Annotated in this window: 14 protein-coding genes; 6 read left to right on the top strand and 8 right to left on the bottom strand. The window is 70.4% G+C overall.

The window, feature by feature from the left end:
- Positions 1–5: 5 nt before the first annotated feature.
- On the bottom strand, positions 6–497 hold the full coding sequence (locus Q392_RS02910) for a molybdenum cofactor biosynthesis protein MoaE (RefSeq protein WP_038201052.1): 492 nt from the start codon (positions 495–497) through the stop codon (positions 6–8).
- A 306-nt stretch (positions 498–803) separates the two neighbouring features.
- Here Q392_RS02910 and dapA point away from each other — a divergent pair, with 306 nt between their 5' ends.
- Both dapA and Q392_RS02900 read left to right on the top strand, forming a co-directional pair.
- Positions 804–1,691 carry a 4-hydroxy-tetrahydrodipicolinate synthase gene (gene dapA / locus Q392_RS02905; protein ID WP_038201049.1) on the top strand — a complete coding sequence of 296 codons (888 nt, stop codon included), beginning with the start codon at positions 804–806 and terminating at the stop codon, positions 1,689–1,691.
- A gap of 40 nt (positions 1,692–1,731) precedes the next feature.
- Entirely contained in the window at positions 1,732–2,748 is a 1,017-nt protein-coding gene (locus Q392_RS02900) for a hypothetical protein (protein ID WP_157007726.1), read from the top strand.
- Between the two features lies 1 nt (position 2,749).
- Here the strand turns inward: Q392_RS02900 and moaD are convergent, their stop codons facing one another.
- From moaD to Q392_RS02870, 6 genes are read right to left on the bottom strand one after another with little or no spacing between them, the layout of a single operon-like run.
- Positions 2,750–3,001 carry a molybdopterin converting factor subunit 1 gene (gene moaD / locus Q392_RS02895; protein ID WP_038201043.1) on the bottom strand — a complete coding sequence of 84 codons (252 nt, stop codon included), beginning with the start codon at positions 2,999–3,001 and terminating at the stop codon, positions 2,750–2,752.
- Positions 2,998–4,344 carry a molybdopterin molybdotransferase MoeA gene (locus Q392_RS02890; protein WP_038201040.1) on the bottom strand — a complete coding sequence of 449 codons (1,347 nt, stop codon included), beginning with the start codon at positions 4,342–4,344 and terminating at the stop codon, positions 2,998–3,000. Before Q392_RS02890 ends, moaD begins: the two co-directional genes overlap by 4 nt.
- The gene (gene mobB / locus Q392_RS02885; RefSeq protein ID WP_038201036.1) at positions 4,337–4,885 is read right to left on the bottom strand and encodes a molybdopterin-guanine dinucleotide biosynthesis protein B; all 549 of its coding nucleotides are present in this window, start codon (positions 4,883–4,885) and stop codon (positions 4,337–4,339) included. The genes Q392_RS02890 and mobB overlap by 8 nt, the downstream gene beginning before the upstream one ends.
- 43 nt (positions 4,886–4,928) lie before the next feature.
- A complete protein-coding gene (thrC, locus tag Q392_RS02880) occupies positions 4,929–6,344 on the bottom strand; it encodes a threonine synthase (RefSeq protein WP_038201034.1) in 1,416 nt (471 codons plus the stop codon).
- 5 nt (positions 6,345–6,349) lie between these two features.
- The gene (locus tag Q392_RS02875; protein WP_038201031.1) at positions 6,350–7,672 is read right to left on the bottom strand and encodes a homoserine dehydrogenase; all 1,323 of its coding nucleotides are present in this window, start codon (positions 7,670–7,672) and stop codon (positions 6,350–6,352) included.
- A 57-nt stretch (positions 7,673–7,729) separates the two neighbouring features.
- Entirely contained in the window at positions 7,730–8,953 is a 1,224-nt protein-coding gene (locus tag Q392_RS02870) for a pyridoxal phosphate-dependent aminotransferase (protein ID WP_038201029.1), read from the bottom strand.
- Between the two features lie 97 nt (positions 8,954–9,050).
- Here Q392_RS02870 and Q392_RS02865 point away from each other — a divergent pair, with 97 nt between their 5' ends.
- The 4 genes from Q392_RS02865 (at position 9,051) to Q392_RS02850 (ending at position 12,400) form a co-directional block, all read left to right on the top strand.
- Positions 9,051–9,437, top strand: a complete 387-nt coding sequence (locus Q392_RS02865; RefSeq protein WP_038201024.1) for an Mth938-like domain-containing protein — start codon at positions 9,051–9,053, stop codon at positions 9,435–9,437.
- A gap of 109 nt (positions 9,438–9,546) precedes the next feature.
- Complete coding sequence (locus tag Q392_RS02860) at positions 9,547–10,023, top strand: peroxiredoxin (protein ID WP_038201019.1); 477 nt, start codon at positions 9,547–9,549, stop codon at positions 10,021–10,023.
- A gap of 186 nt (positions 10,024–10,209) precedes the next feature.
- Positions 10,210–11,931 carry a PhoH family protein gene (locus Q392_RS02855; protein ID WP_038201013.1) on the top strand — a complete coding sequence of 574 codons (1,722 nt, stop codon included), beginning with the start codon at positions 10,210–10,212 and terminating at the stop codon, positions 11,929–11,931.
- A 94-nt stretch (positions 11,932–12,025) separates the two neighbouring features.
- Positions 12,026–12,400 carry a VOC family protein gene (locus Q392_RS02850; protein WP_038201010.1) on the top strand — a complete coding sequence of 125 codons (375 nt, stop codon included), beginning with the start codon at positions 12,026–12,028 and terminating at the stop codon, positions 12,398–12,400.
- 16 nt (positions 12,401–12,416) lie between these two features.
- Here the strand turns inward: Q392_RS02850 and Q392_RS02845 are convergent.
- Positions 12,417–12,724: transposase (locus Q392_RS02845; RefSeq protein WP_038201005.1), on the bottom strand; the 308-nt coding region annotated here is incomplete at its 5' end.

Below are 12,724 nucleotides of genomic sequence, written 5' to 3'. Positions count from 1 at the left end.
GCCCTTCAGCCCGGCGCGTTGGCGGCCTGGATGCCCCAGCGCGCCAGCGCCTCGTCGTCGGCCACGCGCGCGTCCACCCAGCGCGCGCCCTCGGGCGTGGACTCCTTCTTCCAGAAGGGCGCCTGGGTCTTGAGGTAGTCCATCAGGAACTCGCAGGCCTGGAAGGCCTCGCCCCGGTGGGCCGAGGTGACGGCCACCATCATGATCTGGTCCAGCGGCAGGAGCGGGCCCACGCGGTGCACCACGCGCGCGCCGAGGATGCCGAAGCGCTGCTGCGCCTCGTCGATCATGGCCTCGATGGCCTTCTCGGTCATGCCGGGGTAGTGCTCCAGTTCCATGGCCGCGACGGTCTCCCCGTCGCTGCGGTCGCGCACCGTGCCGACGAAGCTGCACACGGCGCCTGCGCGCGCATCGCCGGCGCGCAGCGCGGCGACTTCGGCGGCGAGGTCGAAGTCCTGGGTCTGGATGCGCACGCGCGGTGCTGGAGACGGGGTCATCGGCAAATTGTGGCATCCGCGCCGCACGGATGCAGCCGCGCCGACGCTAGACTCGTCCCATGGCTTTCCGCTCGTCCGCACTGCGCTTCGCGCCGGCCCTCCCAGGCCCGGTGCCGGCATGCGCGGCGGCGGCCAAAGCCGAAAAACCCCAGCTCGTCTGACCGGAGCTGCGGTTCCGTCGTCGGATGAGCGACGGAGCCGCGGACAGCCACCCGCCCTGGTCGGCCTTCCCTGCATCGCACTGCGCCCGTCCGCCGATGGACCCCCATCGGTCATCGTCACGCGTCTTTGCAAAGGAACCCCGACATGTCCCACCCACCTTCCCCGGCCGACTTCTCCGGCCTCTGGATCCCGCTGGTCACGCCCTTGCGCGGCGGCCAGGTCGATCACGATGCCCTCGCCGCCCTGTGCCGGCGGCTGGCCGCACAGGGCATCGCGGGCTTCGTCGTCTGCGGCTCCACCGGCGAAGCGGCCGCGCTGGACGAGGCGGAACAGGCCGCCGTGCTGGAAACGGTGGCGGCAGCGGCGCCCGCCGTGCCCCGTGTCATGGGCTTGTCCGGCCAGCACATGGGCCGGATGCTCGAGCGCGTGCGCCGCTTCGGCCCAGGCAGCGTGGCCGGCCTGCTGGTGTCCGCGCCGAGCTACATCCGCCCCTCGCAGGCCGGCTTGCTGGCCTGGTTCGAGGCCATCGCCGACGCGAGCGCCGTGCCGGTGCTGCTCTACGACATCCCGTACCGCACGGGCGTCACGATCGCACCCGACACGCTGCTGGCGCTCGCGGCGCACCCGCGCATCGTGGCGGTGAAGGACTGCGGCGGCGATGCCGGCAAGACCCGCGCCCTGATCGCCGACGGACGCCTGCAGGTGCTGGCAGGCGAGGACGCGCAGGTCTTCGCCACGCTGGCCGAAGGCGGCGCGGGCGCCATCGCGGCCAGCGCGCACCTGCACACGGCGCGCTGGGCCCACATGGTCGCGCTGCTGCGCGAAGGCCGCCTGGCCGAGGCACGCCGGCTGTGGCAGCCCCTGCAGCCGCTGGTGGACGCCCTCTTCGCCGAGCCCAACCCGGGCCCGCTCAAGGCGCTGCTGGCGCAGCAGGGCGAGATGGCGAACGAGCTGCGCGCACCGATGACGTGCGCCTCGGAGGCGCTCGCCCGGCGCCTGGCCGGGCTGCTGGCCCGCGTGCCCGTCCAGTGAGCGCCGCGCGCCCGCGCCATGCCCCGGCACAATGCCGCGCGTGCCAGCCGCCCAGTCCGCCCCGCTTTCGCCCGACAACCTGCGTGCGCTGCGCCACGTCCTGTCCAGCGGGCGCCTGGAGGCGCGCTTCGGCATCGGCGGCGCCATCGCGCTGCTGGCCGGCTGCGCGCCACTGGGCCTGGCACTGCACGGGCGCCCCGCGGGCAGCGACCGCATCGTCCTGGCCGCCATGCTGGCCACGGTGCTGCTCTTCGCCTGCCTCCTGCTGCGCAAGCTGCTCAGGCAGCGTACGCGCCTGTGGCGGCCGCTGGCCGAGGCGCTGGCGGACGGCGCCAAGCAGGTGACGCACGGACATCTGCACACCCTGGAAGCCGCCGGCGAGGGCGGTCTGCGCTACACCGTCGACGGCGAGGTACTGCACCTCTGGCCGCTGGCCGGCCCTTTCGACGGGCCCGGCCTGGCACCGATGCAGCGCATCGACCGGCTCCAGCACCTCGCCGGCACGGAGGTCGCGCTGCACTGGCTGCCGATCGCGCCGCAGCAGGGCCTGCTGCTGGAGGCGCACTATCCCGAGGCGCCTGCCAGGCGCCGCTCCCGCCCCTCGGAAGACGGGGACCATCGCCGCGCCGCCTGGCATGCGCGCGAACTGATCCTGGTGCTCGCGCTGGCGCTGCCGGCGGGCACGCTGCCCCTGGCCTTCGCGGACGGCTTCGATGCCGGCGGGCTCGGCCTCACGCTGGCAATCGGCCTGCTCACCTGCGGCGCGATCGCCGTGCTGGGCTGGCTGCAGGTCCGGCGCCGGGCCGGCCGCGGGTTGCGGCTGGCGACGCTCACCGGGCCGGTGACCGAGTGCTTGCGCACGCCGCCCGGCGGCAAGCACCGGCCCGCGCGCCACTGGTATCGCGTCGGCGGCGTGCTGATCTGCCCCGGAGGCCGCCGCACCGCGCCGGTGAACCTGGGGCAGCATGTGGACGTCGAATTCCTCGCAGGCGACGGCGAGGCGGACGATGTCCTTGTCGCTTTCGGTCCGGCGGTCGAACCGCCTGCCGGCGCCTGAATCAGCCGCCGGTCACCGGCGGGAAGAAGGCGACCTCCGCCCCTTCGCGCAGCACGGCCGCATCCGTGCTCATGACCTGGTCCAGCGCCATGCGCACGGCCCGGCCGCGCGCCAGCGTCCCGGCGTAGGGTTCGCCGCGGGCGATCAGTTCATCGCGCAGCGCGCCCAGCGTGGCAGCGTCGGTCTGCACGGCCTCGCTGTCGCGGCCCAGGGCCTCGCGCACCGAGGCGAAGTAGCGCACCGTCAACTTCATCCCAGCCAACCCGCGAAGGGGATGAAGCGCACGCTGTCGCCGCGGGCGATGGTCCGGCCGGCTGGATGGTCGATCACGCCGTCGCCCCACACGGTGGAGGTCAGCACGCCCGAACTCTGGTTGGGGAACAGGTCCAGCCCACCCTCGGTATTGCAGCGCACGCGCAGGAACTCGCGGCGCCGGTCGGCGCGCGGCAGGTCGAAATCGGCCCGCATCTCGAAGGACGGCGGCGCGAGGGCGACGGCACCCTGCAGCGCCAGCAGGAAGGGGCGCACCAGCAGCATGAAGGTCATGAAGCTGGAGACGGGGTTGCCGGGCAGGCCGCAGACGTGACAGGCCATCGAGACGTCCATGCCCCCCCCCGCTTGGCGGGGGGGCACAGGGGGGGTGCCCACACTCGGCGCATCGCGCCGGCTCGATTGCCTCGCAATCGAGCCGTAAGCGAAAGGCTTGCCGGGCTTCATCGCAACGGACCACAGCTCCAGCGTGCCCAGCGTCTCCACCGCGGCGCGCACGTGGTCCTCCTCGCCGACCGAGACGCCGCCGGTGGTGATGACCACGTCGTTGCGCGCGGCAGCGGCGCTCAGCGCCGCCAGCGTGGCGTCGAGCCGGTCGGGCACCAGGCCCAGGTCCTGCACCTCGCAGCCCAGGCGCTGCAGCAGCGCGCGCATGAAGAAGCGGTTGGAGTTGTAGATGGCGCCGGGCGGCATCTGCTCCGGCGGCACGTCGCCGGGCATGACCAGTTCGTCGCCGGTCGACAACAGCGCCACGCGCGGGCGCGGTGCCAGCGGCAGCCTGGCGAAGCCGATGCTGGCCGCCAGGCCGAGGGCCTGCGGCGTGAGGCGGGTGCCGCGGGACAGCACCACGCTGCCGGCCTGCACGTCCTCGCCGGCGCGGCGGATGTGCTGGCCGGCCGCCGGCGTCTGGCGGATGCGCACGCGGCCCAGGCCCTGCGCGCCGTCCTCGGCCGGCAGCGCCTCGGCGTCCTCCTGCATCACCACGGCGTCGGCGCCGTCGGGAACCTGGGCGCCGGTGAAGATGCGCGCCGCCGTGCCCGCCGCCAGCGGCTGGCCGACGATGCCGGCGGGGATGCGCTGCGCCACCTGCAGCACGGCATTGGCGGCGGCGCAGTCGGCGCTGCGCACGGCATAGCCGTCCATCGCGCTGTTGTCGCGCGGCGGCACGGTGAGGCCGGCCACCAGGTCCTGAGCCAGCACGCGGCCGTCGGCCTCGAAGGTCGAGGCCTCGTCGGCACCCGGCAGCGGCGCGGCATGCGACAGCAGGCGCGCCAGGGCGTCGTCCAGCGACATCAGCGGCGGTCGGGGAGTGTTCGGGTCAGCCATGGCTCTCGGGGTTGTAGTGGAATCGCCCGCCGCTGGCCAGCAGCCATTGCGCGACGGCGGGAGCGTCGTCCAGGTGGAAGACAGGCACATCGGTGGGCGCGGGCAGGTGGTCGGGGCGGCGGTCGGTGGCGATGGCGCAGATGCGCGCGTCGCCGGGATACAGCGCCGGCCGCGGCGCCTGGCCGGGCTCGACGCGGCGCATGACCTCGATCTTGGGCAGGTCGCTCAGCTTGAAGCCCTCGACCAGCACCCAGTCGACGTCCGCGCGCAGTTCGGCCAGCAGCGCATGCACGTCCAGCTCGGCCGGCTGCTCGAACTCGCGCATCAGCGCCAGGCGCCGGTCGGACGCGACCAGCACCTCGAAGGCGCCCGCCTCGCGGTGGCGCCAGCTGTCCTTGCCCGGGTGGTCGATGTCGAAGCGGTGGTGCGCGTGCTTGACCACCGACACGCGCTGCCCATGGCGCCGGAGTTCGGGGATCACGCGCTCCACCAGCGTGGTCTTGCCGGCGCCGGAGTAGCCCGCGAAGGCGATCACTTTCATCGTCTGCTGCTCGTTGACGGTGGCCGCACGCCACCTGGCCTCGCTAGGCGCAATGCTCGGCGATGTAGCGCTTCACCGCCTCGACGTCGGCGGGCATCCGCACCACGCGCCGGGGCAATTGCTCGATCCCCTCGAACTTCGCCGGCCGGTCCGGCTCGCGGCCCAGCGCCTCGACGATGGTGGCGGCGAACTTGATCGGCAGCGCCGTCTCCAGCACCACCATCGGCACGCCGGGCTCCCGGTGCTCGCGCGCCACCTTCAGCCCGTCGGCGGTGTGCGTATCGACCAGTACGGCGAAACGCCGGTCGGTGTCGCGGATGGTCGCCAGCCGGTCGGCGTGCGTGCTGCGGCCGCTGGCGAAGCCGAACTTCGCGGCCGCGTCGGCGAAGGCCGGGTCGCCGCTCAGGTCGAAGCGGCCCGTGCGCCCGACCTCGTCGGCGAACAGGGAGCGCGTCCGGGCGCCATCGCGGCCCACCAGGTCGAACACGAAGCGCTCGAAGTTGCTGGCCTTGCTGATGTCCATCGACGGGCTGGAGGTCTCGTGCGTGTCGGCCGCGCCGCGCACGCGGTACACGCCGGTGCGGAAGAACTCGTCGAGCACGTCGTTCTCGTTGGTCGCCACCACCAGCCGGCGGATCGGCAGCCCCATCATGCGCGCCACGTGGCCGGCGCAGACGTTGCCGAAGTTGCCGCTGGGCACGGTGAAGCTCACCTCGCCGCCCTGCGGGCCGGTCGCCTCGAACCAGCCCTTGAAGTAGTACACCACCTGCGCCAGCAGCCTCGCCCAGTTGATCGAGTTGACGGTGCCGATGCGGTACTGGCGCTTGAACGCCAGGTCGTTGCTCACGGCCTTGACAATGTCCTGGCAGTCGTCGAACACGCCGGCGATGGCGATGTTGTGGATGTTGGCGTCCTGCAGGCTGAACATCTGCGCCTGCTGGAAGGGGCTCATGCGGCCGTCGGGCGAGGTCATGAACACGCGCACGCCCTGCTTGCCGCGCATGGCGTACTCGGCCGCGCTGCCGGTGTCGCCGCTGGTGGCGCCGAGGATGTTCAGCACCTCGCCGCGCCGGCCCAGTTCGTACTCGAACAGGTTGCCCAGCAGCTGCATGGCCATGTCCTTGAAGGCCAGCGTGGGGCCGTTGGACAGGCCCTCGAGGTACACGCCGTCCTCCAGCTCGCGCAGGGGCGTGATGTCTTCGCTGCCGAAGACCTCCGCCGTGTACGTCTTCGCGCACAGCGCGCGCAGGTCGTCCGCGGGAATGTCGTCGATGTAGAGCGACAGGATCTCGAAGGCCAGCTCGTGGTACGGCAGGCCGCGCCACGTCGAGAGCGTCGCCGCATCGACCTGCGGATAGCGCTGCGGCATGTACAGGCCGCCGTCCGGCGCCAGACCCTCCAGCAGGATCTCGCAGAAGCGGCGCGGCGTGGCGTCGCCGCGGGTGGAGATGTATCTCATGGCACTCAGCTCAACTCTTCCTTGCGGATGCGCACGATCGGCGCCAGCACGCTGGGCAGGCTCTGCAAGTGGGCCTGCACCTCGTCCAGCGTGCCCTCGCGCGTGTCGTGCGTGAGGATGATCAGGTCGGTCTGCGTCGAGCCTTCGCCGCCCACCTCGTCGGCCTCGCGCTGCAGCACCGCGTCGATGCTGATGCCGGCCTCGGCCAGCAGCGAGGTGACGCGCGCCAGCACGCCTGCCTCGTCGGCCACGCGCAGGCGCAGGTAGTAGCTGGTCACCACCTCGCTCATCGGCAGCACGGGCGCGTCGCTCATGGCGTCGGCCTGGAAGGCCAGGTGCGGCACGCGGTGCGCCGCGTCGGCGGTGTGCAGGCGCGCGATGTCCACCAGGTCGGCGATCACCGCGCTGGCGGTGGGCTCGCTGCCCGCGCCCTTGCCGTAGTAGAGCGTGGTGCCCACCGCGTCGCCGTGCACGACGACCGCGTTCATCGCACCCTCCACGTTGGCCAGCAGCCGCTTGGCCGGCACCAGCGCCGGGTGCACGCGCAGCTCGATGCCCTTGGGCACGCGCTTGGTGATGCCCAGCAGCTTGATGCGGTAGCCGAGCTGCTCGGCATAGCGGATGTCCTGCGAGGCCAGCCTGGTGATGCCCTCGACGTGCGCCTTGTCGAACTGCACCGGGATGCCGAAGGCGATGGCGCTCATGATCGTGGCCTTGTGCGCCGCGTCCACGCCCTCGATGTCGAAGGTCGGGTCGGCCTCGGCGTAGCCCAGGCGCTGCGCCTCCTTGAGCACGACGTCGAAGTCCAGCCCCTTGTCGCGCATCTCCGAGAGGATGAAGTTGGTTGTGCCGTTGATGATGCCGGCGATCCACTGGATGCGGTTGGCCGTCAGGCCCTCGCGCAGCGCCTTGATGATCGGGATGCCGCCGGCCACGGCGGCCTCGAAGGCGACCATCACGCCCCTGGCATGCGCGGCGGCGAAGATCTCGGTGCCGTGCACCGCCAGCAGCGCCTTGTTGGCCGTGACGACGTGCTTGCCGGCGGCGATGGCCTCGAGCACCAGCGTCCGGGCCACGCCGTAGCCGCCGATCAGCTCGATGACGATGTCGATGTCCGGGTTGGCGATGACCTCGCGTGCGTCGCCCACGACCTTCACGCCCTCGCCCGCCACAGCCTGCGCGCGCGCCGTGTCCAGGTCGGCCACCATGGTGATCTCAATGCCGCGGCCGGCGCGGCGCTTGATCTCTTCCTGGTTGCGCTGCAGCACCTTGAAGGTGCCGCCGCCGACGGTGCCGATGCCCAGAAGGCCGACCTGGATGGGTTTCATGGATGCAGTCTTTTCAGTCAGGGAAACAGGGCGCGTGGGCCGCGCCCGCGGGAAAGCTCAGGCGAAGCGCGTGCGGTAGCGCTCGAGGAAGCGCGCGATGCGGTTGATCGCCTCGCGCAGGTCCTCCTCGTGCGGCAGGAAGACGATGCGGAAGTGCTGGTTGTCGGGATAGTTGAAGCCCGAGCCCTGCACCAGCATCACGCGCGTCTCGCGCAGCACCTGCATGAAGAACTGGCGGTCGTCCTCGATGGGGTAGACCTTCGGGTCCAGCCTCGGGAACATGTACAGCGCCGCCTGGGGCTTCACGCAGCTCACGCCCGGGATGGCCGTGATCAGCTCGTACGCCAGGTCGCGCTGGCGGCGCAGGCGCCCACCTTCCTTCACCAGGTCGTTGATGCTCTGGTAGCCGCCCAGTGCCGTCTGGATCGCCCACTGGCCCGGCACGTTGGAGCCGAGCTTGAGGTTGGCCAGCATGTTCAGGCCCTCGACGTAGTCGCCGGCGTCGGCCTTCGGGCCCGACACCACCATCCAGCCCGCCCGGTAGCCGCAGGAGCGGTAGGCCTTGGACAGCGAGTTGAAGGTCAGCGTCAGCACGTCGGTCGACAGGCTGCCCATCGCGGTGAACTTCACCCCGTCGTACAGCACCTTGTCGTACACCTCGTCCACCAGCAGCACCAGGCCATGCTCGCGCGCCAGCGCCACGATGCCCTTGAGGACGACATCGGGGTAGAGCACGCCGGTGGGGTTGTTCGGGTTGATGACCACGATGCCGCGGGTGCGCGGCGTGATCTTGGCGCGCATGTCGTCCAGGTCGGGCAGCCAGCCGCTGTCCTCGTCGCAGCGATAGTGCACCGGCGTGCCGCCCGACAGCGAGGTCACCGCCGTCCACAGCGGGTAGTCGGGCATGGGCACCAGCAGTTCGTCGCCGTCGTTGATCAGCGCGTTGACGGCCATCCCGATCAGCTCGCTGGCGCCGTTGCCCAGGTAGATGTCCTCCAGGGTGACGCCCTCGATGCCCAGTTGCTGGGTGTAGTGCATCACCGCCTTGCGCGCGGCGAAGATGCCCTTGCTGTCCGAATAGCCCGCCGAATCCGGCAGGTTGCGGATCATGTCCTGCTGGATCTCCTCCGGCGGGTCGAAGCCGAACGGCGCCATGTTGCCGATGTTCAGCTTGATGATCTTCTGGCCCTCGTCCTCCATCTGCCGCGCCGCGTCCACGATGGGTCCGCGCACGTCGTACAGCACGTTGGCCAGCTTGGCCGATTTCTTCAGTGGTTTCAAAGTCCCTCCGAGGGGCCAGTCAACAGGGAAAACCTACAATTGGAGCACAGTTCAACGGGTGCGTGCCGCCGCTGCGCCCGCCTTTTCCCCTCCTCCCATGAAGCTCCAGCCCGACCGCCCCGACGTGCAGACCGTCACCGCACACGGGCCGGGCTGGGTGGCCATCAACGGCGAGCGCGTCGAGGCCAGCGTGGTGCTCGGTTCGCGTGACGAGCGCCTGCCGTGGGCCTGCGAGCGCTTCGAGGACCTCGGCGCCGAGCACTTCGCGCAGTTGGCGGCGCTGGGCGCGGAAGTCGTCATCTTCGGCAGCGGCGAACGCATCCGCTTCCCCCGCCCCGCCTGGATCGCACCCCTGATCGCGCAGCGCACCGGCGTCGAGACGATGGACACCGCGGCGGCCTGCCGCACCTACAACATCCTGGCTGGCGAAGGCCGCCACGTCGTGGCGGCGCTCCTCATCGAACGCCCCTCGAATGGCGAGTGAGAGCTGTTTCGGGGTAAAATAGCGGGTTGCAGACCGGACTACCCTGCGCCTTGTGCGATGGGTAGTTTCGCGTTCTATCTCGGGAACTCACGCGGAGAAAACAAGTTTCATGGCGATCGTAGTCAACAAACCCATTCCCGAATTCGAAGCCAGCGCAACCGGCGGCGTCAAGGTCTCGAACACCTCCCATCTCGGCCAGATCGTGGTCCTGTACTTCTACCCCAAGGACAACACCCCCGGCTGCACCACCGAGGCGATGCAGTTCCGCGACCACTACAAGGACTTCGTCAAGGCCGGCGCCGCGGTGTTCGGCGTCTCGCGCGACAACATGAAGTCGCACGACGAATTCAAGGCCAAGCTGGAGCTGCCCTTCGAGCTCATCGCCGACACCGAAGAGAAGATGTGCCACATGTTCGGCGTGGTCAAGAACAAGATCATGTACGGCAAGAAGGTCAAGGGCATCGAGCGCAGCACCTTCCTGATCGGTCCCGACGGCATCCTCAAGGCCGAGTGGCGCGGCCTGAAGGTACCGGGCCACGTCGACGAGGTCCTCAAGGAAGTGAAGGCGCTGAAGAAGGCCGCCTGACGTCGTCGTTGGCGGCGGGCAACGGCCAGGCAGACAGGTCACGCGGCCTGTGCATAATGGGCCGCATGCCGTTGACTTCCGCGACTGCATCCTCCCGAAGAAGCCGCTCTGGTCTCCAGGCGGCTTTTTTGTTTTTCGGACTGCGCACCCTTGCGGTGCATCCTGAATCCACGAGTTCCGTCCTCCATGCCCCTGCCTCCCGCCCCCACCCGCCGTGCCGCCCTGCTCTCGCCCGACGCCATGGATGCGCCGGCGCGTTCCGTCGCCAAGGGCAGCCGACGAAACGCGGCCGAGCGCCACGCGGAGGACACCCCGGCCCGGAGCCATCAGCCGCTGGCGCTGTTCGATGACCGGCGCGAGGGCGGCGGCGCGCCCAGCCCTGCGATAGCCCGCGGCCCGGCCACCGAGCCCCGGCCGGCGGCGGCAGTTCCCGCGCAACCCGCCGCCACGCCGGGGCAGGTGCCGTCGTCCCGCACGCGCCGCGGCAAAGCCAATGGCCCGGCCCGGCTCTTCGTGCTCGACACCAACGTGCTGCTGCACGACCCGACCTGCCTGTTCCGCTTCGAGGAGCACGACATCTACCTGCCGATGATCGTGCTGGAGGAACTGGACGGCCACAAGAAGGGCACGACCGAGGTGGCCCGCAACGGCCGCCAGGCCAGCCGCACGCTGGACGCGCTGGCCGGCGCGCAGGGCGCGGACATCGGCAAGGGGCTCAAGCTCGACTCCACCGGCCACAAGGAGGCCGGCGGCAGGCTGCTCTTCCAGACCGAGCCGCTGCAGTACCAGTTGCCCATGAGCCTGCCCCAGGGCAAGGCCGACAACCAGATCCTGGGTGTGGTGCAGGCGCTGCGCACGCGCTACGAGAAGGAGCGCAGCGGCGCCGACCGGCGCGAGGTGGTGTTGGTGTCCAAGGACATCAACATGCGCGTGAAGGCGCGCGCCCTGGGCCTGGCCGCCGACGACTACCAGAACGACAAGGCGCTGGAGGACGGCGACCTGCTGTACGCCGGCTCGCTGGCGCTGCCGGCCGACTTCTGGACGCGTCAGAGCAAGACGGTGGAGAGCTGGCAGTCCGGCAGCAGCACCTTCTACCGCATCACCGGGCCGCTGGTGCCCAGCCTCTACATCAACCAGTTCGTCTACTTCGAGGCGCCGGGCGAACCCAGCATGTACGCGCGCGTGACCGAGATCCGCGACAAGACGGCCGTGCTGCGCACACTGAAGGACTACGCCTCCGGCAAGAACGCCGTGTGGGGCGTGACCACCCGCAACCGCGAGCAGAACTTCGCCATGAACCTGCTCATGGACCCGGAGGTCGACTTCGTGACGCTGGCCGGCACGGCAGGCACCGGCAAGACGCTGATGGCGTTGGCCTCGGGCCTGACGCAGGTGCTGGACGATCGCCGCTACACCGAGATCATCATGACCCGCGCCACGGTGAGCGTGGGCGAGGACATCGGCTTCCTGCCCGGCACCGAGGAGGAGAAGATGGGCCCGTGGATGGGCGCGCTGGACGACAACCTGGAGTTCCTCGCCAAGGGCGACAACTCGGGCGCCGGCGAATGGGGCCGTGCCGCGACCAACGAACTCATCCGCTCGAAGATCAAGATCAAGAGCATGAACTTCATGCGCGGGCGCACCTTCCTGAACAAGTACGTGATCATCGACGAGGCGCAGAACCTCACGCCCAAGCAGATGAAGACGCTGGTCACGCGCGCCGGCCCGGGCACCAAGATCATCTGCATGGGCAACCTGGCGCAGATCGACACGCCCTACCTGACCGAAGGTTCCTCGGGCCTGACCTTCGCGGTGGACCGCTTCAAGGGCTGGCCGCACAGCGGCCACATCACGCTGGCGCGCGGCGAGCGCTCGCGGCTGGCGGACTTCGCCAGCGACGTGCTGTAGGGCATCCGGCCCTCCGGTGCCAGCCTCCTGACAAGACGTTGTCAGGAGGCCCGGCGCAGCATCGAAGCTCCTCAACACGTTCAAGGAGCTTTTCATGCACAGCGCCAACACCTGGTTCGAAATCCCCGTCGCCGACCTCTCGCGCTCGCAGCGCTTCTACGAAGCGATGCTCGACCGCGCGATGCTCGGCACCGAGGACCTGGGCGGCGACACCATGGCTGTGTTCGCCCACGAGAAGCCCGGCGCCGGCGGCTGCCTGGTGCTCCGGCCCGGCCAGTCCCGCCCCGCGGCCGGCGGCACCCTGGTCTACCTGGACTGCGCACCCAGCGTCGAAGCCGCTCTGGCGCGCGCACAGGCGGCCGGGGGCCGCGTGGTGACGCCGCGCACCCTGATCGCGCCCGGCATTGGTTATTTCGCCCATGTCGAGGACCCGGACGGCAACCTCGTGGGCCTGCACGCCGCCGACTGAGCAACCGTCTTGCTCGTCAAGCGCAATGCATAGTCGAATCCCACATCGAGCCATGTTTGGCGATGGCGTTGAGCATCGTCAGCAGCTTGCGCATGCAGGCGACCAGGGCGACCTTCTTGCGCTTGCCGGCCATCAGCAGGCGCTCGTAGCACGCCTTGAGCGCCGGGTTGTACCGCACTGCCGTGAGGGTGGCCATGTACAGCGTTCGTCGCACATCGGCGCGCCCACCCCAGATGCAACGCTGCCCGCGCATCTGGCCGGAGTCGCGATTCAAAGGCGCCACGCCCACCAGCGCGGCGATGCGGCGCCGGTCGAGCTTGCCCA

Origin of the sequence: Xenophilus azovorans DSM 13620, assembly GCF_000745855.1 — a bacterium.
Lineage (GTDB): Bacteria > Pseudomonadota > Gammaproteobacteria > Burkholderiales > Burkholderiaceae_C > Xenophilus > Xenophilus azovorans.
The sequence above is the reverse complement of the archived record's forward strand: the minus strand, read 5'-3'. Positions and strand labels throughout refer to the sequence as shown.